At 62.6% G+C, this 24,916-nt stretch carries 26 protein-coding genes; 20 read left to right on the plus strand and 6 right to left on the minus strand.

Annotated elements, in window-relative coordinates:
• Positions 1-2: 2 nt before the first annotated feature.
• On the minus strand, positions 3-605 hold the full coding sequence (locus tag ACK4FH_RS01425) for a DUF6101 family protein (protein ID WP_409810520.1): 603 nt from the start codon (positions 603-605) through the stop codon (positions 3-5).
• Between the two features lie 194 nt (positions 606-799).
• Between ACK4FH_RS01425 and ACK4FH_RS01430 the strand changes: the two genes are divergently transcribed.
• The 12 genes from ACK4FH_RS01430 to ACK4FH_RS01485 all read left to right on the plus strand — a co-directional run bounded on the left by ACK4FH_RS01430 (position 800) and on the right by ACK4FH_RS01485 (position 12,419).
• Positions 800-2,341: a UbiD family decarboxylase gene (locus ACK4FH_RS01430; protein WP_409810522.1), complete on the plus strand. Its 1,542-nt coding sequence runs from the start codon at positions 800-802 to the stop codon at positions 2,339-2,341.
• 4 nt (positions 2,342-2,345) lie between these two features.
• Positions 2,346-2,765 (plus strand): alternative ribosome rescue aminoacyl-tRNA hydrolase ArfB, encoded by a 420-nt coding sequence (gene arfB / locus ACK4FH_RS01435; RefSeq protein WP_409810524.1) that lies wholly within the window; start codon positions 2,346-2,348, stop codon positions 2,763-2,765.
• A 144-nt stretch (positions 2,766-2,909) separates the two neighbouring features.
• Positions 2,910-3,314 carry an MAPEG family protein gene (locus ACK4FH_RS01440; protein ID WP_409810526.1) on the plus strand — a complete coding sequence of 135 codons (405 nt, stop codon included), beginning with the start codon at positions 2,910-2,912 and terminating at the stop codon, positions 3,312-3,314.
• A gap of 24 nt (positions 3,315-3,338) precedes the next feature.
• Positions 3,339-4,700 carry a TldD/PmbA family protein gene (locus tag ACK4FH_RS01445; protein WP_409810528.1) on the plus strand — a complete coding sequence of 454 codons (1,362 nt, stop codon included), beginning with the start codon at positions 3,339-3,341 and terminating at the stop codon, positions 4,698-4,700.
• Positions 4,687-5,499 (plus strand): 3'(2'),5'-bisphosphate nucleotidase CysQ, encoded by an 813-nt coding sequence (locus tag ACK4FH_RS01450; protein ID WP_409810529.1) that lies wholly within the window; start codon positions 4,687-4,689, stop codon positions 5,497-5,499. The genes ACK4FH_RS01445 and ACK4FH_RS01450 overlap by 14 nt, the downstream gene beginning before the upstream one ends.
• 94 nt (positions 5,500-5,593) lie before the next feature.
• Entirely contained in the window at positions 5,594-5,839 is a 246-nt protein-coding gene (locus tag ACK4FH_RS01455; protein ID WP_409810531.1) for a DUF4170 domain-containing protein, read from the plus strand.
• Positions 5,829-6,341: a TspO/MBR family protein gene (locus ACK4FH_RS01460; RefSeq protein WP_409810533.1), complete on the plus strand. Its 513-nt coding sequence runs from the start codon at positions 5,829-5,831 to the stop codon at positions 6,339-6,341. The genes ACK4FH_RS01455 and ACK4FH_RS01460 overlap by 11 nt, the downstream gene beginning before the upstream one ends.
• A gap of 218 nt (positions 6,342-6,559) precedes the next feature.
• Positions 6,560-8,350 carry an ABC transporter ATP-binding protein gene (locus ACK4FH_RS01465; RefSeq protein ID WP_409810534.1) on the plus strand — a complete coding sequence of 597 codons (1,791 nt, stop codon included), beginning with the start codon at positions 6,560-6,562 and terminating at the stop codon, positions 8,348-8,350.
• A 6-nt stretch (positions 8,351-8,356) separates the two neighbouring features.
• Positions 8,357-9,103 carry a lysophospholipid acyltransferase family protein gene (locus ACK4FH_RS01470; RefSeq protein WP_409810536.1) on the plus strand — a complete coding sequence of 249 codons (747 nt, stop codon included), beginning with the start codon at positions 8,357-8,359 and terminating at the stop codon, positions 9,101-9,103.
• Between the two features lie 14 nt (positions 9,104-9,117).
• Positions 9,118-10,428, plus strand: coding sequence for a 3-deoxy-D-manno-octulosonic acid transferase (locus ACK4FH_RS01475; RefSeq protein WP_409810538.1), 1,311 nt, complete (start codon positions 9,118-9,120; stop codon positions 10,426-10,428).
• Positions 10,421-11,449 (plus strand): tetraacyldisaccharide 4'-kinase, encoded by a 1,029-nt coding sequence (gene lpxK / locus ACK4FH_RS01480; RefSeq protein ID WP_409810539.1) that lies wholly within the window; start codon positions 10,421-10,423, stop codon positions 11,447-11,449. Before ACK4FH_RS01475 ends, lpxK begins: the two co-directional genes overlap by 8 nt.
• 46 nt (positions 11,450-11,495) lie before the next feature.
• Positions 11,496-12,419: a lysophospholipid acyltransferase family protein gene (locus ACK4FH_RS01485; protein WP_409810541.1), complete on the plus strand. Its 924-nt coding sequence runs from the start codon at positions 11,496-11,498 to the stop codon at positions 12,417-12,419.
• Between the two features lie 6 nt (positions 12,420-12,425).
• On the opposite strand, the gene ACK4FH_RS01490 is transcribed toward ACK4FH_RS01485, so the two are convergent.
• The 3 genes from ACK4FH_RS01490 to xseA are packed head-to-tail and all read right to left on the minus strand — an operon-like array spanning position 12,426 to position 14,945.
• A complete protein-coding gene (locus ACK4FH_RS01490; protein WP_409810543.1) occupies positions 12,426-13,256 on the minus strand; it encodes a M23 family metallopeptidase in 831 nt (276 codons plus the stop codon).
• Positions 13,253-13,471 carry a DUF2093 domain-containing protein gene (locus tag ACK4FH_RS01495; RefSeq protein ID WP_409810545.1) on the minus strand — a complete coding sequence of 73 codons (219 nt, stop codon included), beginning with the start codon at positions 13,469-13,471 and terminating at the stop codon, positions 13,253-13,255. The genes ACK4FH_RS01490 and ACK4FH_RS01495 overlap by 4 nt, the downstream gene beginning before the upstream one ends.
• Positions 13,472-13,517: 46 nt before the next feature.
• On the minus strand, positions 13,518-14,945 hold the full coding sequence (xseA, locus tag ACK4FH_RS01500) for an exodeoxyribonuclease VII large subunit (protein ID WP_409810546.1): 1,428 nt from the start codon (positions 14,943-14,945) through the stop codon (positions 13,518-13,520).
• Between the two features lie 133 nt (positions 14,946-15,078).
• Between xseA and purD the strand changes: the two genes are divergently transcribed.
• Genes purD through ACK4FH_RS01515 form a run of 3 tightly spaced genes read left to right on the plus strand, consistent with a single transcriptional unit; the run spans position 15,079 to position 17,965 of the window.
• A complete protein-coding gene (gene purD / locus ACK4FH_RS01505) occupies positions 15,079-16,362 on the plus strand; it encodes a phosphoribosylamine--glycine ligase (protein ID WP_409810548.1) in 1,284 nt (427 codons plus the stop codon).
• A 40-nt stretch (positions 16,363-16,402) separates the two neighbouring features.
• The gene (locus ACK4FH_RS01510; RefSeq protein WP_409815101.1) at positions 16,403-17,494 is read left to right on the plus strand and encodes a phosphotransferase family protein; all 1,092 of its coding nucleotides are present in this window, start codon (positions 16,403-16,405) and stop codon (positions 17,492-17,494) included.
• A 24-nt stretch (positions 17,495-17,518) separates the two neighbouring features.
• Positions 17,519-17,965, plus strand: a complete 447-nt coding sequence (locus tag ACK4FH_RS01515) for a GNAT family N-acetyltransferase (RefSeq protein ID WP_409810550.1) — start codon at positions 17,519-17,521, stop codon at positions 17,963-17,965.
• 3 nt (positions 17,966-17,968) lie between these two features.
• Here ACK4FH_RS01515 and ACK4FH_RS01520 read toward each other — a convergent pair whose 3' ends face one another.
• Entirely contained in the window at positions 17,969-19,123 is a 1,155-nt protein-coding gene (locus ACK4FH_RS01520; RefSeq protein ID WP_409810552.1) for a 6-phosphofructokinase, read from the minus strand.
• A gap of 121 nt (positions 19,124-19,244) precedes the next feature.
• On the opposite strand from ACK4FH_RS01520, the gene ACK4FH_RS01525 reads away from it, so the two are divergent.
• Complete coding sequence (locus tag ACK4FH_RS01525) at positions 19,245-20,414, plus strand: Gfo/Idh/MocA family protein (protein ID WP_409810554.1); 1,170 nt, start codon at positions 19,245-19,247, stop codon at positions 20,412-20,414.
• Positions 20,415-20,417: 3 nt separating this feature from the next.
• Here the strand turns inward: ACK4FH_RS01525 and ACK4FH_RS01530 are convergent, their stop codons facing one another.
• Positions 20,418-21,563 (minus strand): DSD1 family PLP-dependent enzyme, encoded by a 1,146-nt coding sequence (locus tag ACK4FH_RS01530; protein ID WP_409810556.1) that lies wholly within the window; start codon positions 21,561-21,563, stop codon positions 20,418-20,420.
• 158 nt (positions 21,564-21,721) lie between these two features.
• Here ACK4FH_RS01530 and ACK4FH_RS01535 point away from each other — a divergent pair, with 158 nt between their 5' ends.
• The 4 genes from ACK4FH_RS01535 (at position 21,722) to groL (ending at position 24,825) form a co-directional block, all read left to right on the plus strand.
• Complete coding sequence (locus ACK4FH_RS01535) at positions 21,722-21,958, plus strand: hypothetical protein (RefSeq protein ID WP_409810558.1); 237 nt, start codon at positions 21,722-21,724, stop codon at positions 21,956-21,958.
• A gap of 5 nt (positions 21,959-21,963) precedes the next feature.
• On the plus strand, positions 21,964-22,575 hold the full coding sequence (locus ACK4FH_RS01540; protein ID WP_409810560.1) for a TetR/AcrR family transcriptional regulator: 612 nt from the start codon (positions 21,964-21,966) through the stop codon (positions 22,573-22,575).
• A 191-nt stretch (positions 22,576-22,766) separates the two neighbouring features.
• Positions 22,767-23,084: a co-chaperone GroES gene (gene groES / locus ACK4FH_RS01545; protein WP_409810562.1), complete on the plus strand. Its 318-nt coding sequence runs from the start codon at positions 22,767-22,769 to the stop codon at positions 23,082-23,084.
• A gap of 88 nt (positions 23,085-23,172) precedes the next feature.
• On the plus strand, positions 23,173-24,825 hold the full coding sequence (gene groL / locus ACK4FH_RS01550) for a chaperonin GroEL (RefSeq protein ID WP_409810564.1): 1,653 nt from the start codon (positions 23,173-23,175) through the stop codon (positions 24,823-24,825).
• Positions 24,826-24,916: the final 91 nt, after the last annotated feature.

Below are 24,916 nucleotides of genomic sequence, written 5' to 3' on the forward strand. Positions count from 1 at the left end.
GATCAGTAGGCGTGCGGGCGGCCGCCAACGGCAAGGCGGCTGCCCCAGAGCCGCGGCTGTCCGGACTGGCCAAAGGCAAGCGGGCGGCGGGCGGAAAGCGGGCTCGCACCGGCATGGGGCTGCGGATTGGCAATCTGGATGGCCCCGAGCCGGCGTTCGGCGGGGTGGAGCGTACCTTCGCGGTCCTCGACAAGAAGCGGCAGGTTCAGCACACGGCCCCAAGCGCGCCAGCGAGCCGAGGCGTCGACCCCATCCTCACCGGCATAGACAACAAGGCTGCGGGACTCATGGCTGCGATGGCTGAGTTCCACGATGGCAACGAAGGACTTCGACTGCCGGTCGCAGGGCAGGATACGGAGCGCCACGCCGTCATAAGCCGACATGGGCTCCGACCACTCAAACCGGCCAAGAATGGGCGAGCTGTCATAGGCCGTGATGGCATCGCGATAGATGGTGGCAAAGCGGATGAAGCCGAAGGCGCGCTCGACCGGGCCGGTTGCCTTGACGGCAACATGGCACGGCAGGGCGAACGGATCGGCGTCAAACTCGCCACCCCGCCAGATGCGCTTGCGCCGCTTCTGCTGAACCGCTTCTTCGCCTGACAAGGGCAGCTCCCGGTAAAACTCATGACACTTCAACGAGAATATTCCGGTAAGGGTTGGCGGCTCCTTAACGGAACCGCCCATTTCGGCACATTATTTTAGGGGCAGGAGAGACGCACCTTTGGCTTTGGCCGGGCTTTGCGGCATTCTCAGGCCCGCAAGCAGCCCTGAAAATCCGCCGAAAGCCAAGCAAGCCAATGTCCTATGCCTCCCTGCGCGAATTCCTCGACAAGCTCGAAGCGACGGGCGACCTCATCCGTGTGAAGGAGCCTGTTTCGACCGTTCTGGAGATGACGGAGATCCAGACGCGGCTTCTCGCCGAGGAGGGCCCTGCCGTGCTGTTCGAGGCGCCGCTAATGCCGGACGGGAGCCCGGCCTCGATGCCGGTTCTCGTCAATCTGTTCGGCACGGTGGAGCGGGTGGCGCGGGGCGTGACAGCGAATTTTGCGGGCGGCAGCCCGGTCGAGCGGACGCGAGCGCGGGATCTGCGTGAAGTTGGCGAGGCGCTCGCCTTTTTGCGCCAGCCGGAGCCGCCGGGCGGCTTCCGCGAGGCGGTGTCGATGCTGCCGATCCTCAAGACCGTGATGGCGATGAAGCCGAAGACGGTCTCCTCCGCGCCCTGCCAGGAAGTTGTGCTGACGGGAGACGATATCGACCTCACCGCCCTTCCCGTCCAGACCTGCTGGCCGGGGGAGCCCGCGCCGCTCATCACCTGGCCGCTTGTCGTGACCAAGGGGCCGAAGGGCACGAAGGAAGACGACTTCAACCTCGGCATCTACCGGATGCAGGTGCTCGGCCGCGACAAGACGATCATGCGCTGGCTCGCCCATCGCGGCGGCGCGCAGCATCATGCGCGCTGGAAGAAGGAGAGGCGCGAGCCGCTGCCGGCGGCCTGCGTAATCGGCGCGGACCCCGGCACGATCCTCGCCGCGGTGACGCCCGTGCCCGACACGCTTTCCGAATATCAGTTCGCCGGCCTCCTGCGCGGCAAGAAGGTCGAGCTTGCCGACTGCAAGACGGTGCCGCTGAAAGTGCCGGCGGAAGCGGAGATCGTGATCGAGGGCTATGTCTCGCTCGACGAATATGCCGATGAAGGGCCTTATGGCGACCATACCGGCTATTACAATTCGGTGGAGCAGTTCCCGGTTTTCACCGTGACGGCGATCACCATGCGGCGCGAGCCGATCTATCTGTCGACCTTCACGGGACGGCCGCCGGACGAACCTTCGGTGCTGGGTGAGGCGCTCAACGAAGTGTTCATTCCGCTGCTGCAGCAGCAATTCCCGGAGATCGTGGATTTCTGGCTGCCGCCCGAGGGCTGCTCCTATCGTATCGCCGTCATCTCGATGAAGAAGGCCTATCCGGGTCACGCGAAGCGCGTGATGATGGGCGCGTGGTCCTATCTCCGCCAGTTCATGTACACGAAATGGCTGATCGTGGTGGATGACGATATCGATGCGCGCGACTGGAAGGATGTTATGTGGGCGATCTCGACCCGCATGGACCCGGTGCGCGATGTGACGCTGATCGAGAACACGCCGATCGACTATCTCGACTTCGCCTCGCCGGAAAGCGGGCTCGGCGGCAAGATCGGCCTCGACGCAACGAACAAGCTGCCGCCCGAAACGAAGCGCGAATGGGGCCGCGAAATCCGAATGGATGACGAAGTGATCGAGGCTGTGACGAAGAAATGGTCGAAGCTCGGATTGCCGGGCACAGGCAAGCCGATCTGGAAATAGTTTCATGATCCCCGTCACCGACAGGCTCGCCATCGAAGAGGACGAAATCTCGATCAGCTTCATCCGCGCGGGCGGGCCGGGCGGGCAGAATGTGAACAAGGTGTCGAGCGCGGCGCAGCTCCGCTTCGATGCTCGGCATTCGCCTTCGCTGCCGGAGCGGGTGCGGGCAAGGCTCGAGCGGATCGCGGGCACGAAGCTCACCAAGGATGGTGTCATCGTCATCACGGCAAACCGCTTCCGCACGCAGGAGGCGAACAAGCGAGACGCCGTGGAGCGGCTTGTCGAGATGATCGCCGAGGCGGCCCATCAGCCCAAGTTCCGCGTGCCCACGAAGCCGAGCAAGGCCGCCAAGGCCAAACGGGTCGAGGAGAAGGTGAAGCGCGGCACGGTGAAGAAACTCCGGCGCGCGCGGACAGACGACTAGCCGCCATCTTTCGGCCGATCAGGGCGAGTGCCATGCCGGTTTTCCCGTGCTAGCGTCTCCAGGCCCGGCATCGAATCACGCCACGGCGCGGCGGGCAAATGCGCTGCATATCCGCAATCACGTGGCTCACCATCGGAGGACCCCATGGGCTTTTATTCGACGTCGCTCGGCCTTGTCGGCATCTATGCCGGCCTCAACATCCTCATCAATCTGTTCCTCGCCTATCGCGTGTCGGCGAACCGCGTCCGCTCCAAGGTCATGACCGGAACGGGCAATGACGATCCGCTCTACAATGCGTCACGCGCGCATGTCACCAATGTCGAATACACGCCGATCGGGCTGATCGGCCTTGTGGTGCTGCATCTCCTTGCCGCGTCGATCTATGTGATACATGTCGTCGGCCTTGCGCTTACGATGGGCCGCGTCCTCCATGCCATTGGCGTGTCGCGCACGGGCGAGTCCACGCCGCCGCGCCTTGTCGGTACGCTGCTCACCTGGCTTTCACAGCTTGTCGCTGGCGTTGCCTGCCTGTGGTACGTCCTTCTCTGATCCTGCAACTTTCCGGTCTTTCCCATGCGTTCTTCCACCACCCTTCCCGCCGACACCGCGCTCGACATAGCTTCCATGCTGGTCGAGCGGGCAAAGCGGGCGGGAGCGGAAGCGGCGGAGGCGCTTGTCGTCGAAGGAACGTCGCTTGGCGTTTCATGGCGACTCGGCAAGCTTGAGGATGTGGAACGATCGGAAGGCCGCGATCTCGGGCTGCGCGTCTTTATCGGCAAGCGGCAGGCGAGCGTTTCCTCGACCGACCTGACCGAAGCCGCGCTCGGCCCGATGATCGAGCGCGCGGTGGCTATGGCGCGCGTTGCACCGGAAGATCCTTATTGCGGCCTTGCCGAGCCGCATCTGCTTGCCCGCGACTGGCCCGATCTCGACATCGACGACAGATCGGACCCGCCTTCCGCCGAAGACCTTGCCGCCGTGGCGGCGGAGGCGGAGGAAGCGGCGCTCGCCGTCAAGGGTGTCACGAATTCCAGCGGCGCGGGTGCAAGCTATGGCCGCTCGGGCGTGACGCTCGTCACCAGTGCCGGTTTTGCCGGCGCCTATGCCGGCACGTCGAGTTCTTTTTCCTGCTCGGCGCTCGCGGGGGAAGGCACGGGCATGGAGCGCGACTATGAATTTTCGAGCAGGCGCCATGCCGCCGATCTCGACAAGGCTGCCGATATCGGCCGCAGGGCGGGAGAGAAGGCCGTGCGGCGGCTCAACCCGCGAAAGGTGAATTCGCAATCGGTGCCCGTGGTCTACGACCCGCGTGTTTCGGGTGGATTGGTGGGGCATTTCTCCGGCGCGATTTCCGGCGCGGCGATCGCGCGCGGCACGAGCTTTCTCAAGAAGGCGATGGGTGCCGGGGTCTTCTCAAAGAGCATTTCCATCGTCGATGACCCGCACATGAAGCGGGGCCTGCGCTCCAAGCCGTTCGATGGCGAAGGCGTGAAGAACAGGCGGACGATGCTGATCGAGGAAGGCAGGCTGACCACATGGCTCCTCGACACCGCGACGGCGCGTCAGCTTGGACTCGAAACGACAGGTCATGCCGCGCGCGGCACAGGCGGACCGCCCTCACCTTCCACGACCAACCTCTACATGGAAGCCGGTTGCCTGACCGTCCGTGAGCTCATCGCGGATATCAGGCAGGGACTCTACGTTACCGAAATGATCGGCATGGGCGTCAATGGCGTGACCGGCGATTACAGCCGCGGCGCATCGGGCTTCTGGATCGAGAATGGCGATATTGCCTTCCCGGTGAGCGAGATCACGGTGGCGGGCAACCTGAAAGACATGTTCCTCAACATGACGCCGGCCGACGATCTCGAGTTCCGCTATGGCACCAATGCGCCGACCGTTCGCGTCGAGGGGATGACCATTGCCGGCACCTGACACGCGCGAGGAAGATTTCGCGCTGATGAAGGACGCAGTGCAGGAGGCCGGCGCGCTCGCCATGCGCTTCTTCCTGACCGACCACAAGCAATGGTCGAAGGCGCATGACAATACGCCCGTCACTGAGGCCGATATCGAGGTCAACGAGCTGCTGCATCGCCGGCTCGGCGGCGCGCGGCCAAGCTATGGCTGGCTCTCCGAAGAAACCGAAGACGACAGTTCGCGCCTCACGCAGCCGCATGTATGGGTGGTGGACCCCATCGACGGCACACGCGCCTTTGCCAAGGGCAAGCCGCATTTCGTGATTTCGGTTGCCCTTGTCGAAGAGGGACGGCCCGTGCTTGGCGTTTTGTTCAACCCTGCGACGGACGAATTTTTCGAAGCCTCGGAAGGTGGCGGTGCCTTCCTCAACGGCAAACCCATCCATGTGAGTGGGGTCAGCAGAATCGAAGGTTGCAGAATGGCGGCCTTTGCTCCGATGTTCAAACATCCGGCATGGCCCGCACCCTGGCCCGAGATGGAAATTCTTGAACGGAATTCGGTTGCCTATCGCATTGCCCTTGTTGCCTGCGGCGCAGCGGATGCGGCCCTTGCACTCAACAGCAAGAGCGACTGGGATATCGCCGCCGCCGACATCATTCTGCGTGAGGCAGGCGGCCGGATCACCGCGCATGACGGATCCACATTCTTCTACAATCGCAATTCTACCCGTCATCCAAGTCTGCTCGCGGCGGGCCCTGCGTTATATGAAGCGATTTTCGCCAAAGTGGGGGCGATACGCATTCCTTCCTCGCGCTAGGCATCGCGCGGGCGCGGAAGGCCGTGCTATCATCATCGCATATGGCGCTGCCGAAGGCCCCCTTCGGTGCGAGACGTTCGACCGGAGGACCTTCATGCCGCAGCAGCAATTGCTCCACCTCGTTTTTGGCGGCGAGCTCACCCATCTGGACGCCCATGACTTCAAAGACACGTCCAAGCTCGACATCGTGGGCATATACCCAAGCTATGCCGAAGCGCATCGGGCATGGAAAGCAGCCGCGCAGCGCACCGTAGACAATGCGCATATGCGATATTTCATTGTCCACCTGCACCGGCTGATGGACCCCGACAAAAAAGAAGAAGGTCAGCATGAGCACTGAACCCTCAACGCAGGCGCAGCCAAGCGCCCTCGTATCCCTCCTCTATCTCTTTGTCTTCCTGATCGCTGTATTCCTGGCCGCGGCAGCCGGTGGGGCCATCACTGCAACAAGCGTGGACGGCTGGTATCAGACGCTGCAAAAGCCCGCGCTCACGCCGGCACCCTGGGTCTTCCCGATCGTCTGGAACCTGCTCTACTTCATGATGGCGATTTCCGCCTGGCTTGTCTGGCGGGCGGCGGGCAGTTTCGACCGGGCCGGTTTTGCGCTCGCCCTTTTCGGCGGGCAGCTGTCTCTCAATCTTGCCTGGAGCATCGTGTTCTTCGGCCTGCAAAGCCCCTGGCTCGGTGTGGCCGTCATCGTGACACTCGATGCCGCCATTGTGGGGACCATATTGGCGTTTGCCGCCCATAGCCGCCTGGCCGCGCTGCTGCTGGTGCCCTATCTCGCCTGGACGCTTTTTGCCACCTATCTCACCGTGGCAATTGCCATTCTCAACAGTTGATCCGGCGGAAAAAGCCAATCGGTTGATGTATTTACTATATTTCGGCCTTTATGGCGGTGTTTGGCAGGCCATGATATTGTCCGCGCAACCCGCATAACGGGCAGCGCAGGCGCGCCCGCCAGAGACAGGCCAGAATGCCGAAAGCGACAAGCGATACCTCCCCCCGCCCAAACGGACAGGGCGCCGGGACCGATTCCGGGAACACAGCGCTTCCGACCGTGGATATCACACTGGGCGAGGTGATCGCACGGATGGCGCGCGAATATCTGAAGCCGCACTGGAGGCTCGCCGCCGTCGCACTGCTTGCGAGCATAGTCGTGGCCAGCGCGACGGGCGCTGTCCCGCTTCTCATCAAGCATGCGCTCGACAATATCGTCGGTACAGATTCCTGGATGCTGCTTCTGGTCGCGGGCGGCGCCATTGTTGCCACCACGGTTCAGGCGATCGGCACCTATGTCGCGCGCTCCAACATGGCCACGATCGGCCAACTCATTGTGGCCGCCGTTCAAAAACGCATGTTCGCCCGCATCATGCATGCCGACCTCGCCTGGGTCTCTCGAACCCATTCCGGGCGCTTCCTTTCGAGCTTCCTCTACGATGCCAATCGCGTTCGCGACAGCATCACCGTCACGGTAATCGATCTCGGCCAGAACCTCCTGACGGTCATCGCATTGATCGGCGCCATGTTCTGGCTGAACTGGAAGCTGGCACTGATCGGCTGCACGGTCATTCCCTTCGTGGCCTTCGTGATTCGCAAGCTGGGAAAGCGCACCCGCAAGGCGACAAAACGCAATCTCGAGGGATCGGGCGACCTGACAGCCGTCATCTCCGAAGCGCTCAAGGGCATTCGCATCGTCAAGGCCTATGATCAGGAAACGACGGAAATTTCACGCGCCGCCAACGTCGTCGATATGGTGTGCGCCACCGCGCTGAAGGCAATCAAGAGCCGCAACATGGCGAGCCCGATTACGGGGATGCTGTCCGGTATCGGTATCGCTGCCGTCATCTATTTCGGCGGGCGGAGTGTCCAGACGGGATTCCTCACCATTGGCGATCTTGGTGGCTTTCTCTCCGCCATGCTGCTCGCCTATGAACCATTGAAGAAACTCGCCAATACGCAGACGCTGATGCATGAAGGCGCGGCCGCCGCGTCGCGCATCTTCCCCATTCTCGATATCGAACCGTCCATCACCGTGCCCGCGGATGCGAAGCCTCTCACGGTGAACGACGGATCGATCCGCTTCGAGAACGTGCATTTCCACTATGGAGACGGCACACCGGCGCTGAACGGCATAGACATCGAGATTCCCAAGGGGCACACGCTGGCACTTGTCGGCCCGTCCGGCGCCGGCAAGAGCACGATCCTCAACCTCGTGCCGCGCTTCTACGATCCGACCCAAGGCCGGATTCTGATCGACGGGCAGGATGTGCGGAACGTCACCTTGTCTTCGCTCAGGGCTGCAAGCTCGCTCGTGACGCAGGAGCCCTTCCTCTTCGACGATACGATCCGCGCGAATATCACCTACGGCACGTCGCATGCGAGCGACGCCGAAATCGAGGCTGCAGCGCGCAACGCAGCAGCGCATGAGTTCATTGCAGCATTGCCGAACGGCTACGACACGATGGTCGGCGAAGCGGGATTCAAGCTATCCGGCGGCCAGCGTCAACGCATTGCCATCGCCCGCGCCATGCTGAAGGATGCAGCGATCCTGCTTCTCGATGAGGCGACATCGGCTCTCGACACGGCGTCGGAGCTGCAGGTGCAAAGCGCCCTCACCCGCCTCATGCAGGGGCGTACCACTCTCGTCATTGCGCACCGGCTGTCGACAATCAAGCACGCGAACATGATCTGCGTCATAGACGAGGGCCGGGTGGTCGAACGCGGCTCGCATGACGAGCTGGTCGCAATGGGAGGGCTCTATGCCGAACTTTCGCGTTCGCAGTTCATCGCCGAACCCGCACCTGGGCCGGCAGATGCCGATCCCGCCATTGCCGTTGCCGGAGAATAGGTTTCAATGTCGGTTGCGAAGAAACTTCTGAAAAGCGATGCCTTCACGACATTTGTGGCCTGGCTGATCGCATTGTTCATCAAGCTGGTGCGCCGGACCGGACGTTTCGAAATCCGGCGCGGCGAGATTGCCGCCAGTTTCTGGACCGATGACAAACCTTTCGTTGCCGCCACATGGCATGGCCAGAACATGATCCTGCCAACCTTCTGGCACAACTGGCGCGAGATGCGCATTCTCGTTTCGCGGCATGGCGATGGCGAGATCGTTGCAGGTGTTATGCATTTTCTTGGCGTCGGAACCATTCGCGGCGCGGGCGTGCCCAAGGGCGAAGAGCGGCTCCACAAGCAGAAGGGCAAGGGCGGCGCGGGCGCCTTGCGGGCGATGGTGCGGGCGCTCGGCGAAAATGTCTCTATCGGCCTCACGGCCGATTTGCCGCCCGGTCCGGCCCGGCAGGCGGGAGAGGGCATTGTCATGCTGGCGCGGCTCTCGGGCCGGCCTATCGTACCCGTTGCCGCGACGACGCGTGCGCGTATCCGCCTCAACAACTGGGACAGCTTCACGATCAACCTGCCCTTTTCCAAAGGTGCGCTTGTCTGGGGCGAACCCATCTATGTGGCGCGCGACGCAACGCCGGAAGAGATCGAAGTAGCGCGCCAGCGCGTGGAAGACGGGCTGAATGCCGTCGCTGTCGAAGCGGAGGAGATATGTGGCCGCGCGCCTGCCTCGCGCGGTCAAGGAGCGGCAGCGCATTGAGCCGCCGGGCCGGGATGGAAAACAGGTCATCGTCTCTCGCGCTGCCCGTGTACCGCTTGATGACGCGCGCGCTGGCGCCGATTGTACCCTTGCTGCTTTCCCGGCGTGAGGCTCGCGGCAAGGAAGACCCGATGCGCCGCGGCGAACGCTTCGGTTTTGCATCGGCGCAGCGCCCCGGCGGTACTCTCATCTGGATCCATGCGGCAAGCGTCGGCGAATCTCTTTCCGTTCTGCCGCTGATCGACAATCTGATCGCGGGACCGGCCTCGCCTTGCATTCTCGTCACGACGGGCACGGTCACTTCGGCGAAACTCATGCAGGAGCAGTTGCCCGATACGGCGATCCACCAATTCGTGCCGCTCGACCATCCTGAATATTGCGGACGTTTTCTGGATCACTGGAAACCGGATCTCGGCATCTGGGTCGAATCCGAGTTCTGGCCAAACCTCATCGTCGAGGCGAGCAAGCGCGGCATTCCGCTTGCCCTGGTGAATGCAAGGATTACCGAACGTTCGTTCCGCAACTGGCAGCGAGCGCCAGGCTTCATCGGCGACCTGCTCTCCCGCTTCAGGCTCTTGCTGGCACAAGATGGAGCAAGCGCGCAGCGCCTGCGCGAACTGGGTGCCGATACGGTGGCCGAACCGGGAAACCTCAAGCACGATGCATCGCCGCTGACTTACGACCCCGCCGAACTCACGCGGCTGCGGAAGATGACGGGCACGCGGCCGCTATGGCTCGCCAGCAATACGCATGAGGGCGAGGAACGCACCGCAGCGGAAGTTCACAGAATTCTTGCGTCGCGCCATCCGGGCCTTCTCACGGTAATCGTCCCGCGCCATCCCGTGCGCGGTGAGGCAATTGCGCGCGAACTTCGCGCGCTTGGGCTCACCGTTGCGCGCCGCACAGCCGGAGATACCATATCGGCGGAAACCGGCATCTATATCGGCGATACGCTTGGCGAAATGGGGCTCTTCTATTCGCTCTGCGATACCGTGTTCATCGGCGGTACGCTCAACAATACCGGCGGACACAATCCGTTCGAAGCGGCGCGTCTCGGCTGCGCCATCGTGACCGGTCCCTCCGATTTCAACTTCGCGGAGACCTATGCAGACTTCATTGCGAACGGGGCCATGTGCCGCGTTCGCAACGCAGCCAGCCTTGGCGATGCAATCGGCATGCTGCTGACGGATGCAGGCGAACGCCGCCGCATGTCCAGCGCAGCCCTGACGCTTGCCAGCGCCGGCAGCGGTGCGACCGGACGCACGGCAGAAGCGTTGATCGCGCTTTTGCCCGCAACGGCACAGAGGAGCGCCGGCAATGCGTGAACCTCGCTTCTGGTATCCAGAGAACCGCGACTCCGTGCCGCTCGCTTCGCGCCTGCTCGCACCGGCTGGCTATCTTTATGGCCTCGCTGGCCGCATCAGGCGAGGTTCAGGAACGCCGGAACGTGCGGCCGTCCCCGTGATCTGCATCGGCAATGTAACAACCGGCGGCGCAGGCAAGACGCCGGTCGCCATGACCATCGCCTCCCATCTCGTCGGGAAGGGCGAGCAGGTCCACTTCCTCACACGCGGCTATGGCGGGCGCGAAATCGGCCCGATCCGCGTCGATCCTGCGCATCATGGCGCAGAAGATGTCGGCGACGAACCGCTCCTGCTTTCGCAGATTGCGCCGACATGGGTTGCCGCGAACCGGCCCGAGGGCGCTGCGGCGGCGGTGCGCGGCGGTGCGCGCCTTATCGTCATGGATGACGGATTTCAGAACCCGTCGCTGACCAAGGATTTTTCGATCCTCGTCGTCGATGCGGCGGCGGGTCTCGGCAATGGCAGGCTGATGCCGGCCGGGCCGCTTCGCGAGCGGGTGGACGACGCGCTTGCCCGAACAAATGCGCTTGTCATTACCGGGCGCGGCCATGCCGCAGACGGAATTGCAGCGCGTGCAAGGGCGCGCGGTCTGCCGGTATTCAATTCGATCGTTCGACCGCCGGTATCCATCCAATTGGGCGACGGTCCTTATGTCGCCTTTGCCGGTATCGGCAGGCCGGAGAAATTCTTTCGTACGCTTCGCGATATTGGCGTGGAACTCGCCGACGCGATTTCATTTCCCGATCATCACCCCTTTAGCGACCGGGATGCGCGGGCGCTCCTGGTTCGGGCGCGCGAACTCGGCGCCCGGCTGGTCACGACCGAAAAGGATGCGGCACGTCTCATTCATGCGGCCACCGCAAGCCCTCGGGCGCGCCTCGCCGAGGCATCGGAAACGCTGCCCGTGCGTGCGCTGATCGCCGATATGGACCGGTTGATGGAACTTCTTTCCGATGCCGTCTCCCGCGCAAGACGGCGCTGAAGCTGCTATAACCCATTCCCGGCACGAACAAGAAGAATCAACCGGCATGGCCTTCAAGGGCAAAACCAAACATCTGGCTGAGTTTGTGGCACTGCGGCTCGCGCTGGCCTTTTTCGGCTCCATGCCAGTCGATCGTGCATCCGCTGTTGGCGGCTGGCTCGGCCGCACCATCGGGCCGAAGATGGGCGTCTCCAAGAAGGCTCGACGCAATATCGGGCTTGCCATGCCTGAACTCGGCCCGGCCGAGATCGAACGCATCATCTCCGGCATGTGGGACAATCTGGGCCGCACTGTCGCGGAATATGCGCATCTGCCGGTTTTTGCGAAGCCCGAAGAACGGCATCGCCTTGAAGTCGTTCACGCGGAGCTGCTGCGGTCTCTTGCGGCCTCGGGCAATGGCGGTGTCATTGTCTCCGGGCATTTCGCAAACTGGGAAATGCTCCCCGCTGTCATGCAGTTCGAGGGGCTTCATGGTGGCGAAGTCTACCGTCATGCCAACAACCCTTATGTCAATGACTGGCTGATCCGCCTGCGGCAGAAGGTTACGCAGGCAGTGCAGATCCCGAAAGGTGGTGCGGGCGCGCGCGTCATCGTTCGATTGATGATGGAAAAGAAATTCATCGCCATGCTGACGGATCAGAAACTGAATGACGGGATCGAAGCGCGTTTTTTCAATCTGCGTGCCATGACCGCAGGAGCGCCAGCCGGACTTGCGACACGATATGGCGATCCGATTTTCCCCACATTCATCGAGCGTCTCGAAGGCGCTCATTTCCGCGTCACCGTCTATGACCCGATCGTGTCCCGGCCGGATGCGGACCCCGCAGCGGAGGTGCTACGCATCACGCAGGAGATCAACGATTTTCTCGAGGCGCGTATCCGCGAACGTCCCGAGCAATGGCTCTGGCTGCACGCCCGCTGGTCCGAAAAGCGCTGGACGCAGATGAAGAAGCTGGCACAGCGCGGCTGAGACTGGTCAGTTGCCGCCTGTTGCCGCGGCAGCCGAAGGCATGGGCCCCACAAGCCGCTCGGGATCAAGCCAGGCACCGCGCCAATAGAGCCCCCAATGAAGGTGCGGGCCCGTGGCACGGCCCGTGCCGCCGACGGCTCCGAGCAGATCTCCCTGCTCCACGCGGTCGCCCGTCTTCACATCGATCCGGCTCATATGCATCATCAGGCTGGTGACGCCCTGGCCGTGATCGAGAAAGACAAGTCCACCCTCGAAATACATGTCCATGTCGGCAAGCGTAACCACGCCGCCGGCTGGCGCGACGATGGGTGTGCCGGTGGGCGCGGCGACATCGACGCCATAATGAGGGCGGCGCGGTTCGCCGTTGTAGTAGCGCTGCGATCCGAAGACGCCCGAGATCGGCCCGGTGGCGGGCCAGATGAATCCGTCGCGGAACCAGCTCCCTTCCGCGCGCGTCTTGCGCGCCTCATTCTTCACGCGGGTGCTGCGCGCGATCGCTTCCATGGCCTCCGGCGGCGGCGTCACGAATTGCTGCGGCACGCCTTCGACACGCTGAATTTTCCATTCGCGCGGCGCAACGGCAAGGTCGCGCTCGATGGTGCCGCCATCGGGAAGAGTTACGACGAGTTTCGCTGTAGCGCCGTGATCGCGGTCGAAACCGAAGGCAAAAACGCCCTCCTCGTCCGTATCGAGCGCTGTGCCGTCGAGAACAATCTTTGCCCCCGGCACCGCCTTTCCGACTACAAGGCCACCCTGTTCGAGATTGCCCTCGAGTTCCAGCGCGGCTGCAGGCATCGCCAGCACAAGAGAAAAAAGCAGGGCGGCGAACGTCTTCATGCCTTGCCCCGGATTTCCTGCATCCGCTTCAACGATGCCTCCGGTGTTGCATATGGTTCCTGCAGATCGACATTCCAGTAGCGCAACTCGTCCAGAGGAATATGCACGCCCGTCACCGCGCAAGTGACATAGGCGCCCGGATTCACCACGTGATATTCGCCGTCGCCATAGACGAGCTCTGCTTCGCCGCCACCGATCTTGTCGATCCTGTTCATACGCAAACCCTCTTTTCCGGCACTCTAGCCTTTCGAGCCCCGCCGATCAAAGCAGCGTCCCCTGTATAGCGCCGGTCCGTTCAGGTGCGGGCTTTTTCGGCTCTGTGGCGGGCGCAGCGCCTGCCACGGTGACGCAGAGGCGATCGGACGCGAATTCGATTTCGAGAGAAGCACCCGGTGCCTGCCCTGCCCCCGCGCGAACCGGTTTGCCGGCTGCGTCGCGGACGACTGCATATCCCCGCTTCAGAACGCCATGATAGGAGTAACTTTCAAGGAGCTTGCCCGCACCATCGAGCCTGCGGCCCAGATCGGTGAGCTGCCGCCGCTCCGCGCGGCCCAACCTTTCGGCGAGTTGCGGCAAGGCCTTTCTCTCATTTGCAATCTTCATGCGGATCGGCTGGGGCGAAAGTCGCCCGGCGGCATTGTCCAGCTTCGCGCGTTTCACCTCCGCCGCACGCGTCAGCGCTCGGGTCAGCCGCTCGGCTGCATTGTCGAAGCGCTGGCGTGGCAATGACACAATGTCCTGAATGCGCGGCAACCCTCTGGCAAGGCCGCGAAGCTGAGTCCGTGCATTGTCGATTAGCCGCGCTTCGGCGCGCATCAGCCGCGTCGCGCGATCGCGAATATCGGCGATGAGTTCGGCGCGCACAGGCACCGCCATTTCTGCGGCGGCGGTCGGAGTCGGTGCACGGCGGTCGGAGGCAAAGTCGATCAGCGTCGTATCGGTCTCGTGGCCGACAGCGGAGATGAGCGGGATCGTGCTTTCCGCCGCCGCGCGCACTACCACTTCCTCGTTGAACGACCAAAGGTCTTCGATAGACCCGCCACCGCGCGCGACGATCAGCACGTCCGGCCGAGGGACCGGCCCGCCCCTCTCCATCGCGTTGAAACCGCGAATCGCGGCGGCGACTTCCGCCGCACTGGTCTCGCCCTGAACACGCACCGGCCAGACGAGAACATGACGAGGAAAGCGGTCTTCCAGCCGGTGCAGAATGTCCCGGATCACGGCGCCGGTCGGGCTCGTCACCACGCCGATTACCTCCGGCAGATAGGGCAATGCGCGCTTGCGCTCCGGTGCAAAGAGGCCTTCGGCGGCGAGTTTCTTCCGCCGCTCCTCGAGCAGCGCCATCAGCGCGCCGACGCCGGCGGGCTCCAGATGTTCGATCACGATCTGGTATTTCGAACTGCCCGGATAGGTGGTGAGTTTGCCGGTCGCGATCACTTCCATGCCTTCTTCGGGCTTGAAGCGGAGCTTGCCGAAATTCCCTTTCCAGATCACAGCGTCCATCCGCGCCTTGTCGTCCTTCAGGCCGAAATAGCAATGGCCGGAGGAATGGGGACCGCGATAACCGGTGATTTCGCCGCGCACCCGGATATGGCCGAAGGTTTCCTCCACGGTGCGCTTCAGCGCGAAGGAAATCTCGCTCACCGAGAATTCGTGAGCATTGTTGGCGGCACTTTCCGGAGGGGTCATCTGGCTCTTTTCTGGCTCTGCTTTGGACCTGCCCGCGCCGGTTTGCCGGAGCGGAGCCCCATGTTACAAGGGTGCCCTTCGCGCCCCAACCCCTTGCCGGGCGGGCCTGAGCGAATTCCAGGGGACGGCACCCATGAATATTCTCGTCATCGGCTCAGGCGGCCGGGAACATGCACTTTGCTGGGCAATCGCGAAAAGCCCGCTTTGCCAACAGCTCTACTGCGCGCCGGGAAATGGCGGCATCCGTCAGGTCGCCGAATGCGTGTCCCTTTCCCCCACCGATTTCGACGCCATTATCGCCTTTATCCGCGAAAAGGAGATCGGTTTCGTCGTGATCGGGCCGGAAGACCCGCTGGTGAAGGGCCTTGCCGACAGGCTCGACGCGGAGGGCATTGCAAGCTTCGGTCCCTCGGCCAAGGCGGCACAGCTTGAAGGCTCGAAGGGCTTCACCAAGGATCTCTGCGCCGAGTGGGACATCCCGACCGCCGCCTATGGCCGCTTCTCGGACGCCGCCAGCGCCAAGACCTTCATCGCGAAGAAGGGCGCCCCCATTGTCGTAAAGGCAGACGGGCTTGCCGCCGGCAAGGGCGTCATCATTGCGGAATCCGTGGAACAGGCGAACGACGCCATCGACGATATTCTGGGCGGGCGCTTCGGCGTGGCCGGCGCGGAAGTCGTGGTGGAGGAATTTCTCGAAGGCGAGGAAGCGAGTTTCTTCGCCCTGTGCGACGGCACGAACGTGCTGCCGCTCGCCACGGCGCAGGATCACAAGCGCGTCTTCGACAACGACCAGGGCCCGAATACGGGCGGCATGGGCGCCTATTCGCCCGCGCCCGTCATGACGCCGGGCCTTTCGGTGCGCGTGATGCGCGAGATCGTGGAGCCGACGGTACGAGCCATGCGCGACAAGGGCATGCCCTTCAAGGGCGTACTCTATGCGGGGCTCATGATCACGAAGGATGGACCGAAGCTCATCGAATACAACGCCCGCTTCGGCGATCCCGAATGTCAGGTGCTTATGATGCGGCTCGACTGCGATGTGCTGCCGCTGCTGATGGCCTGCCACGCGGGTACGCTCGACAAGGCGGCGCTGCGCTGGAAAGACGAAGTGGCGCTGACCGTCGTCATGGCGGCGGAAGGCTATCCGGGCGACTACAGGAAGAACACGGAAATCAAGGGTCTCGCGGAGGCGGGCGCGGAAGCAGGCGTGCAAATCTTCCACGCGGGCACGAAGGCCGATGGCGGGCGCATCATCGCGACAGGCGGGCGCGTGCTGAACGTGACTGCAACGGGCAAGACAACGGCCGAAGCTCAGGCGCGCGCCTATCGCGCTGTCGAGCGGATCGAATGGCCGGAAGGCTTCTGCCGCCGGGACATCGGCTACCGCGCGATAGAGCGCGAAAAGCTGAACGCCTGAACGAAACAAGCATAGAAAATAACCGGGGAGTGACATGACCATGAGCGCAGCAGAGCCAAGCCGCCAGGAACAGTTTTCCGGCACAAAGGACGTTGCCGACAGCCACAAGTTCGACGAGAAGCGCCTCGAGAAATATATGCAGGCGCATGTCGAAGGTTATGAAGGTCCGCTCACCGTCCAGCAGTTCAAGGGCGGCCAGTCGAACCCGACCTATCAGCTCGTGACGCCGAAGCAGAAATATGTGCTGCGCCGCAAGCCGCCAGGGAAGCTCCTGCCTTCCGCTCATGCAGTCGACCGCGAGTACAAGGTAATCACCGCGCTCCACAGCATCGGCTTTCCGGCGCCGCGCACCTTCTGCCTCTGCGAAGACGACAGCGTCATCGGCACCATGTTCTACATCATGGAGATGGTGGATGGCCGGGTGCTCTGGGAGCCGCTGCTTCCGGGACAGGACAAGGAAACGCGCTGGAAGATCTACGATTCGCTCAACGAAACAATGGCGCAGCTGCACATGGTCGACTACGAAAAGGTCGGCCTTGGCGATTTCGGCAAGCCGGGCAATTACTTCGCGCGCCAGATTTCGCGCTGGACAAAGCAGTATGTTGCCTCCGAAACGGAATCCATTCCGGAGATGAACAAGCTCATGGAATGGCTGCCTGCGAATGTGCCGCAGGATGAGTCCAATTCGATCGTCCACGGCGACTACCGGCTCGACAACACCATCCTCCATCCCTCTCAGCCAAAGGTGATTGCGGTTCTCGACTGGGAACTTTCGACGCTCGGACACCCGCTTGGCGATTTCACCTACAGTCTGATGCAATGGGTGATGCCCGGCCAGGGCACGGGCGGCGGCACGGGTTCGATTCGAACTGCCAATCTGAAGGAACTCGGCATCCCGACGCTTGAGGAATACATCGCCATGTATTGCGAGCGGACGAATCGTTCCGGTATCGAAAATCTTGATTTCTATTTTTCGTATAATTTCTTCCGTCTAGCCGGTATCCTTCAGGGAATCGCGGGGCGGGTGAGGGACGGGACAGCTTCCAGTGAGCATGCAAAACAGATGGCGGCGAATGTGCGTCCGCTGGCTCAGGAAGCATGGCTCTATGCCCAGCGAGCTGGTGCACAATAACAAGAACAAGAGAGTGAGTAGCGTATGAGTTCTGCCGGCATTTCTTCCTGGGCCAGACACGGCTTCGAAATCAACACCGACAAGTCGAAACTCGACAGGGATTCGATCCTGAAGATGCTTGGTGCGACCTACTGGGCGCGCGATGTTTCGCCGGAAAACCTCTGGACCAGCATCCAGAATTCACGCGCCTACGGGCTCTATTCGCCGCAGGGCGAGCAGGCGGGCTTTGGCCGTATGGTCACCGACATGACGCGCTTTGCCTGGATGAGCGATGTCTACATCCTGCCTGTCCACCGCGATGCGGGCCTCGGCAAATGGATCGTCGAGACCATGGTGAACGATCCGGCGCTGGCCTCCGTTCACCGCATCATGCTTTCGACGACCGATGCTCACTCGCTTTATGAGCGTCTCGGCTTTGTGACCATTGGTGAAGATGGCGAAGCCCGGCAATTGATGCAGCTCAAGCGGTAGAACTCAGTAGAAGAACATCGGATTGCCGAGCACTTTCGCGATGCGCGGGCGATAGGATTCTGCATCATAGAATGCGGCAACGTCGACGCGCTTCTTGCCTTCGGTGCATAGGCTTGCGGGCACTGTCGCATACTGGCCGTCGCGCAGAGCCGTCATGAAACCCGAGCGGCCTTCGGCGATTTCCTGCACGGCCATGGTGCCGAAACTTTTCGCCACCATGCGGTCGAGCGCATCGGGGGCGCCCGCGCGCATGAGATAGGCGAGCGACTGGTTGATTGTGTCGATGCCGGTGAGGCGCGTAAGTTCGGCGCCAAGAATCTGGCCGATGCCGCCAAGCCGCTTGCGGCCATATTCGTCGGCCTCTCCGTAATGCTGCCGCTCACCGCCTTCCATCCTTGCGCCCTCCGAAACCACCACCATCGCGTACCGGGCGGGGTTTTCCATCCGGTCTGCGGCGACGAGATCCGCGAGCCGGGCCGGATCGAAGGGCACTTCGGCGATGATCGCCCGGTCGACATCGGCGAGATAACTCGCGATGAGCGCCGTCTCGCCGGAATGGCGGCCGAAGAGTTCCACGACCGCGATCCGCTCATGACTGCCCGTCGATGTGCGCAGCGCATTGATGTATTCAACGGAGCGGGAAACCGCAGTCGAGAAGCCGATGCAGTAGTCCGTGCCATGGACGTCATTGTCCATTGTCTTCGGGATGGATACGGTCTTCACGCCCTGTTCGCCCAAATGCGCGGCATAGGCGAGCGTGCCGTCGCCGCCGATGCAGACCATGACGTCGATGCCGAGATGCTCGATCACGCGCAGGATATGGGGCGTTGCATCTACCGTCCCCTTTTCCGAGGGTTTGAACCTGCCCTTCAGGAAATCCGGCAGATTCTCTTCTAACATCCAGTAGGGATCGATGCGCGTTGTGTGCAGCACCGTGCCGCCCTCGCGGTCGATGGTGCGCACGACCTCGCGGTCGAGGCGCATCAGATGTTGCTCGCTCCCATCCGGGTCATCGGGATTGTAGTAAAGGGGGCCGGACCAGCCACGCCGGAAGCCGATCACCTCCCAGCCGAGTTCGCCTGCGCGGCGCGTCACTGCCTTGATGCAGGGATTGAGGCCGGGCACGTCTCCGCCGCCAGTCAGGATTCCTAGTCGCATGCCGCCGCTCCCCTGTTTATGCACTGCACCCGCGGTTGACCGACGGAAAGTGCTTCACACGTCCCTTCCGCCCGCGCATCCTTGTCATTGCAGCACATTCTAACAGCAAGAACCGCCTCACATGACAACAAGCGGCACCTACACCATCGCCGTCGCGGGCCTCGGGCGCCGGATTGCCACCGTGATCCGCAATCTCACCGCCGCAGCGCCGAACATGCGAATCGTCGCCCATGCGGACCCGGCGCCCACCGGTCTTTCCATGCTCGAAAAGCGTGGCATCGATGCAGGCCGGGCCTTTGGCGATGTCGCCGCCATGCTGCGGAAGACGGGGCCTGACCTTCTGATGGTCGGCTCGCCGAACCACCTCCATCTCGAACATATCAAGGCGGGCCTTGAGGCGGGCGTGCGCGTCTTCACGGAAAAGCCTGTCGTGCGTACCGAGGACGAGACCTGGGAACTTGCCCGGCTCCTCCGCAAGCATGGCCAGAATGCCGTGCTCGTCGGCCTTGTGCTCCGTTCCGCGCCGCTTGTTGCTGCTGTGTCGAAAGCCTTGCAGGACAAGCTTGGCACGCTTGTCAGCTTCGAGGGCAACGAGCACCTCCACCCGGAACATGGGGCCTTTCTGATGCGGGACTGGCGTCGGCATGAGATGCATGGCGGATCGTTCCTGCTCGATAAATGCTGCCATGACTTCGACCTCTACCGGCTTTTCGCCGGCGCCCTGCCCTCGCGCGTCGCAAGTTTCGGTGGGCGCAGCATATTCACGCCGGAGAATGAAGCACTGGCAGATCGCCAGCATGATGGCGGCAAGCCGGCCTATACGCTCTGGCGCGGCGGCTGGAACGCGGGGGAGAGCACATTCCGCTCCGACGCGGATGTTGCGGACAACCAGGTCGTGCTCATCGAATATGAAAATGGCGTGCGGCTTTCATTTCACGCGAACAGCCACGCCGGCATCCTTCAGCGGCGCTGGTATTTCGCGGGGCTCAATGGCGCGCTAGAGGCCGATCTCGTGACGAACCGCCTCACCTTCCGCGATGCTATCGGCGTCCATCCGCCGGAGGTGCAGGAATTTCCGGCGAGCGTCGAAGGCCATTACGGCTCAGACGAACAGATGGGCCGCGACCTCGCCGCGCATCTTCTCGATGGTGCGCCGTTTCCCGTCCGCGTTCACGACGCAATGGTCGCGGGTCTGACCGTGATGGCCGCCGACCGGGCGATGCGCGAGGGAACCGTCGTCGATTGCCGCCCTCTCTGGGCGCGGCTCGATGAGGAACTTGGACGAGGATGATCCTCAGGCGCTGCGCCCGCGTGCCTCGATCGGCCAGATATCGACCAGCACGTCGCTGCGGACCACGTGATAGGCGTCATAGAGGTTCACGGTCGGGTCGCAGTGCGGGGTCATGGCGGTCAGCGTCGCGCCGAGCGCGAGGCACGCGCCATCCGGCAACAGAATGCCGCCCTGCTCGTCGCCGAAGAAGAAATAGCCCGCCCCTTCCGGCGCACCGGAGAGAAGTTTCGGCGGCTCGGCGTCGGTCGAGAAGGATTTGAAGCCGGCATCCGTCGTTGCGAGGTTCTTCGTGTTGTTCGACACGACAGACATCTGCACGAAGAGCGAGGTTTCGAAGGGGAAGCTCGCGCCATTGCCCAGCGCGACATCGTGATACTGCTTGTCCATGAAGACATAGGAGCCGCCTTGCAGCTCCGTCAGCACGCTCGCTTCGGGATCGATATTATATGTGCCAGTGCCGCCACCCGTGACGATGTCGCAGCATAGCCCCGCCGACTTCAGCGCATCGCGCTGATCGCCCAGCACCTTCATTGCGGCAAGCGACTTCTCGCGGCGCTCGGCAAAATCATGGATATGCATGAGATGGCCGCCATAGGCCTGCAGCCCGCGCAGTTCGAGAAATTCTGCGGCGTCGAGCAGTTCGGCGAGTTCGGTCGCGTCATCGCCGGGGCGGATGCCTGTGCGATGAAGGCCGATGTCGAGATCGACAAGAACCTTCAGCACGCGCTTTTTTTCCGCGGCCGCGGCGGCGAGCGCGCGGCCGTTTTCAGGATTGTCGACCACGACCATGAGATCGGGCAGCTTCGCATTGAGCGCCATCAGGCGTTCGATGCCCTGCGCCGTCACGACGGGCGAGGTGATGAGGATGCTCTCGATGCCGCCGGCCGCCATCGCCTCTGCCTCGCCGAGCTTGGCACAGCATACGCCGAGTGCTCCTGCCGCGATCTGCGCTTTCGCAACCGTCACCGATTTGTGCGTCTTGGCGTGAGGACGGAGGCCCAGACCGTTCACCTTGCAGTGTTCGGCCATGCGCGCGACGTTTCGCTCGAAGGCATCCAGATCGAGCACCAGTGCCGGCGTCGGAATCCGCGCCCTTGAGCCCGGCTCCCCGATCATCGCCCGTGCCGCCGCCAATGCTTCGCTGGTCATCACTTTTCCCCCCGGTCCGGTTTGCGCCGCGCATCCTACATGCTCAGCCGGGCGGGACAAATGGCCGCCGAAATGGCGATTGAATTTCCCTGGCCGGAGCGCGACGCTATAAAAGGCGGGGCAGGACATTGTCCTCAGGGGACACAAGGGGTTGGAACATGGATTCGATCACGCTACCGGGCATGATGCTCCTGGCCGCGCTGGCCACGGGTGGCGGCGACGCAAATGTCAGCAAGCCGGAGCTGGCCGGACAACAATATGCCTCGGCGACATGCTCGCTCTCCGGGCAGGCGCGCGCAGGTGCCCGCAAAATCTGCTATTACGACTGCGGCGGCTTCACGCGCAGCGTGGCGATCCCGTCGGCAAAGGTTTGCGCGCACACGATCAGGCGATAATCGGCATGTCGACGGTCAGAAATACTGTTGCCGCACAGAAAGCAGGCGGGCCGGACAAGCGCGAAGTCATCACCACGGCTGCGCTCGACCTGTTTCGCCACTATGGCTACCGCCGCACCTCGATGGAGGACATCGCGCGGGCGGCGTCGGTCGCCAAGGGCACGCTCTACCTCTATTTCGAGAGCAAGGACCGGCTTTTCGACGCGATATGCCGCTCGCTGGCCGAGCAGGTTTCTGAAAATCTGGCCGAAGTGGAGGCCCGCGGCCTGCCGCTGGAAGAGAAGCTGCTGGCGCTGATGGAAGCGAAATTCGGCTTTGTCTACAGTCTGATCCTTTCGAGCCCCCATGCTGCGGAACTCATCGAGTCGAGCCACCAGCTCCCGAGCGCGCCTTTCGAGGACGTCACGGCGGAGTTCCATGACGCCATTCTCAAGCTCGTAAGGCGGGGAGTGAAAAGCGGCGAACTCGACCCGAAGAAGGCCGGTCTCACCGAAAAGGAAGCGGCCGAAACCCTCATTTCGGCCGTTGCCGGCGCCGAAAAGGCCCCTGACGAAGAAAGCTTCCGCAAGCAGCTCAAGGCGACCGTCAGATTGACCCTGCGCGGCCTGAGGCCCTGATTCCCCCGTCCGTTAACTATTTCCGGCTCCGAAGAATCGGCGCCTGAATCCCGGCCGCCTCCTTGACAGGGCCGGGGGGAGCGCCTATCTGTCCGGCTGGCGTTGGCACTCATATCGGTCGAGTGCTAACAAACCAAAAAATACTCAAAACTTTCCGCATCTTAGCGGTTGGGACACAGGAGAAGCCAGAGATGAAGTTCCGTCCTCTGCATGACCGCGTCGTGGTACGCCGGGTCGAGGAAGAAGCCAAGACAGCCGGCGGCATTATCATTCCGGATACGGCGCAGGAAAAGCCCTCGCAGGGCGAAGTTATCGCAGTAGGCCCCGGCGCCCGTGGCGACGACGGCAAGATCATCGCGCCCGACGTCAAGGTCGGCGACCGGGTGATCTTCGGCAAATGGTCGGGCACCGAGGTCAAGATCGACGGCCAGGACCTGCTCATCATGAAAGAGAGCGACATCATGGGTGTGCTTGAAGGCGCCGCGAAGAAAAAGGCAGCCGCCGAGTAAGGCTCACAACCGGACAAACCCGGCGGCGGGCCTTTTCGCTGGCCCGGCCGGACCATCCGATTCAAGAATTCAGAAGGATCAAGGAAAAATGGCTAAGGAAGTCAAATTCGGTCGCAGTGCCCGTGAGCGTATGCTCAGGGGTGTCGACATTCTCGCCGATGCGGTGAAGGTGACGCTCGGTCCGAAGGGCCGCAACGTCGTGATCGACAAGGCCTTCGGTGCGCCCCGCACCACGAAGGACGGCGTGACGGTTGCCAAGGAAATCGAACTCGAAGACAAGTTCGAGAACATGGGCGCCCAGATGGTCAAGGAAGTTGCTTCCAAGACCAACGACACGGCGGGCGATGGCACGACGACGGCGACGGTTCTCACCCAGGCGATCGTGCGCGAAGGCGCGAAGTCGGTTGCCGCCGGCATGAACCCGATGGACCTGAAGCGCGGTATCGAAATCGCGGTCCGGGCTGCCGTCGAAGACATCACCAAGCGCTCCAAGAAGGTGAAGTCGAACGACGAAGTTGCGCAGGTCGGCACAATCTCCGCCAACGGCGAATCCGAAATCGGCGCCATGATCGCCCAGGCGATGGCGAAGGTCGGCAATGAAGGCGTGATCACCGTCGAGGAAGCCAAGTCGCTCGACACCGAACTCGATGTCGTCGAAGGCATGCAGTTCGACCGTGGCTACCTCTCGCCCTACTTCATCACCAATGCAGACAAGATGGTTGCCGAACTCGACGAGCCGCTCATCCTGCTCCACGAGAAGAAGCTGACCAGCCTGCAGCCGATGCTGCCGGTTCTCGAAGCCGTTGTGCAGTCGGGCCGTCCGCTCCTCATCATCGCGGAAGACATCGAAGGCGAGGCGCTTGCCACGCTCGTCGTCAACAAGCTCCGTGGCGGCCTCAAGGTCGCGGCCGTCAAGGCGCCGGGCTTCGGCGACCGCCGCAAGGCCATGCTCGAGGACATCGCGATCCTCACGGGCGGTCAGGTCATCTCCGAAGACCTCGGCATCAAGCTTGAGTCGGTCACGCTCGACATGCTCGGCAAGGCCAAGCGCGTGTCGATCACGAAGGAAGACACGACGATCGTCGATGGCTCCGGCAAGAAGAAGGACATCGAATCCCGCGTCGGCCAGATCAAGCGGCAGATCGAGGAAACGACCTCCGACTACGACAAGGAGAAGCTGCAGGAACGCCTCGCGAAGCTCGCGGGCGGCGTTGCGGTGATCAAGGTCGGTGGTGCCACCGAAGTGGAAGTGAAGGAGCGCAAGGACCGCGTCGACGACGCGCTGAACGCGACCCGCGCTGCCGTTGAAGAAGGCATCGTTCCGGGCGGCGGCACGGCGCTTCTGATGGCGTCCAAAGCCGTCGGCAAGCTCGTCGACGACAACCGCGACATTCAGGCGGGTATCAACATCATCCGCAAGGCCCTCGAAGCACCGATCCGTCAGATCGTCGAGAATGCCGGCGTCGAAGGTTCGATCGTCGTGCAGAAGGTGCTCGAGTCGAAGCAGCCGAATTTCGGCTTCGACGCGCAGAAGGAAGAATATTGCGATCTCGTTGCCGCCGGCATCATCGACCCGACCAAGGTAGTGCGCACGGCGCTGCAGGACGCTGCTTCCGTTGCCGGCCTCCTCATCACCACTGAAGCCATGATTGCCGACGCGCCAAAAAAAGACGGCGGCGCACCGGCCGGCATGCCTGGCGGTATGGGCGGCATGGGCGGTATGGGCGGCATGGACTTCTAAGTCCTGCCTCTCACCGAGAGACAAGCGAAGGGCCGGTGAAAACATCGGCCCTTTTGCTTTGTCACATTTCTGCGATGTTACGTTGCGGCAC

It is taken from the genome of Parvibaculum sp. (assembly GCF_046297875.1).
Lineage (GTDB): Bacteria > Pseudomonadota > Alphaproteobacteria > Parvibaculales > Parvibaculaceae > Parvibaculum.

Bases quoted from the DNA above. Each gene is read 5' to 3' on its own strand.
- ACK4FH_RS01525 (WP_409810554.1), top strand. From the start codon at position 19,245: ATGACAACAAGCGGCACCTACACCATCGCCGTCGCGGGCCTCGGGCGC.
- ACK4FH_RS01455 (WP_409810531.1), top strand. From the start codon at position 5,594: ATGCCGCAGCAGCAATTGCTCCACCTCGTTTTTGGCGGCGAGCTCACC.
- ACK4FH_RS01510 (WP_409815101.1), top strand. From the start codon at position 16,403: ATGAGCGCAGCAGAGCCAAGCCGCCAGGAACAGTTTTCCGGCACAAAG.
- ACK4FH_RS01515 (WP_409810550.1), top strand. From the start codon at position 17,519: ATGAGTTCTGCCGGCATTTCTTCCTGGGCCAGACACGGCTTCGAAATC.
- ACK4FH_RS01430 (WP_409810522.1), top strand. From the start codon at position 800: ATGTCCTATGCCTCCCTGCGCGAATTCCTCGACAAGCTCGAAGCGACG.
- ACK4FH_RS01460 (WP_409810533.1), top strand. From the start codon at position 5,829: ATGAGCACTGAACCCTCAACGCAGGCGCAGCCAAGCGCCCTCGTATCC.
- ACK4FH_RS01485 (WP_409810541.1), top strand. From the start codon at position 11,496: ATGGCCTTCAAGGGCAAAACCAAACATCTGGCTGAGTTTGTGGCACTG.
- ACK4FH_RS01530 (WP_409810556.1), bottom strand. From the start codon at position 21,563: ATGACCAGCGAAGCATTGGCGGCGGCACGGGCGATGATCGGGGAGCCG.
- ACK4FH_RS01445 (WP_409810528.1), top strand. From the start codon at position 3,339: ATGCGTTCTTCCACCACCCTTCCCGCCGACACCGCGCTCGACATAGCT.
- ACK4FH_RS01520 (WP_409810552.1), bottom strand. From the start codon at position 19,123: ATGCGACTAGGAATCCTGACTGGCGGCGGAGACGTGCCCGGCCTCAAT.
- ACK4FH_RS01490 (WP_409810543.1), bottom strand. From the start codon at position 13,256: ATGAAGACGTTCGCCGCCCTGCTTTTTTCTCTTGTGCTGGCGATGCCT.
- ACK4FH_RS01495 (WP_409810545.1), bottom strand. From the start codon at position 13,471: ATGAACAGGATCGACAAGATCGGTGGCGGCGAAGCAGAGCTCGTCTAT.
- ACK4FH_RS01470 (WP_409810536.1), top strand. From the start codon at position 8,357: ATGTCGGTTGCGAAGAAACTTCTGAAAAGCGATGCCTTCACGACATTT.
- purD (WP_409810548.1), top strand. From the start codon at position 15,079: ATGAATATTCTCGTCATCGGCTCAGGCGGCCGGGAACATGCACTTTGC.
- lpxK (WP_409810539.1), top strand. From the start codon at position 10,421: ATGCGTGAACCTCGCTTCTGGTATCCAGAGAACCGCGACTCCGTGCCG.
- xseA (WP_409810546.1), bottom strand. From the start codon at position 14,945: ATGACCCCTCCGGAAAGTGCCGCCAACAATGCTCACGAATTCTCGGTG.
- groES (WP_409810562.1), top strand. From the start codon at position 22,767: ATGAAGTTCCGTCCTCTGCATGACCGCGTCGTGGTACGCCGGGTCGAG.
- ACK4FH_RS01440 (WP_409810526.1), top strand. From the start codon at position 2,910: ATGGGCTTTTATTCGACGTCGCTCGGCCTTGTCGGCATCTATGCCGGC.
- groL (WP_409810564.1), top strand. From the start codon at position 23,173: ATGGCTAAGGAAGTCAAATTCGGTCGCAGTGCCCGTGAGCGTATGCTC.
- ACK4FH_RS01475 (WP_409810538.1), top strand. From the start codon at position 9,118: ATGGAAAACAGGTCATCGTCTCTCGCGCTGCCCGTGTACCGCTTGATG.
- ACK4FH_RS01540 (WP_409810560.1), top strand. From the start codon at position 21,964: ATGTCGACGGTCAGAAATACTGTTGCCGCACAGAAAGCAGGCGGGCCG.
- ACK4FH_RS01535 (WP_409810558.1), top strand. From the start codon at position 21,722: ATGGATTCGATCACGCTACCGGGCATGATGCTCCTGGCCGCGCTGGCC.
- arfB (WP_409810524.1), top strand. From the start codon at position 2,346: ATGATCCCCGTCACCGACAGGCTCGCCATCGAAGAGGACGAAATCTCG.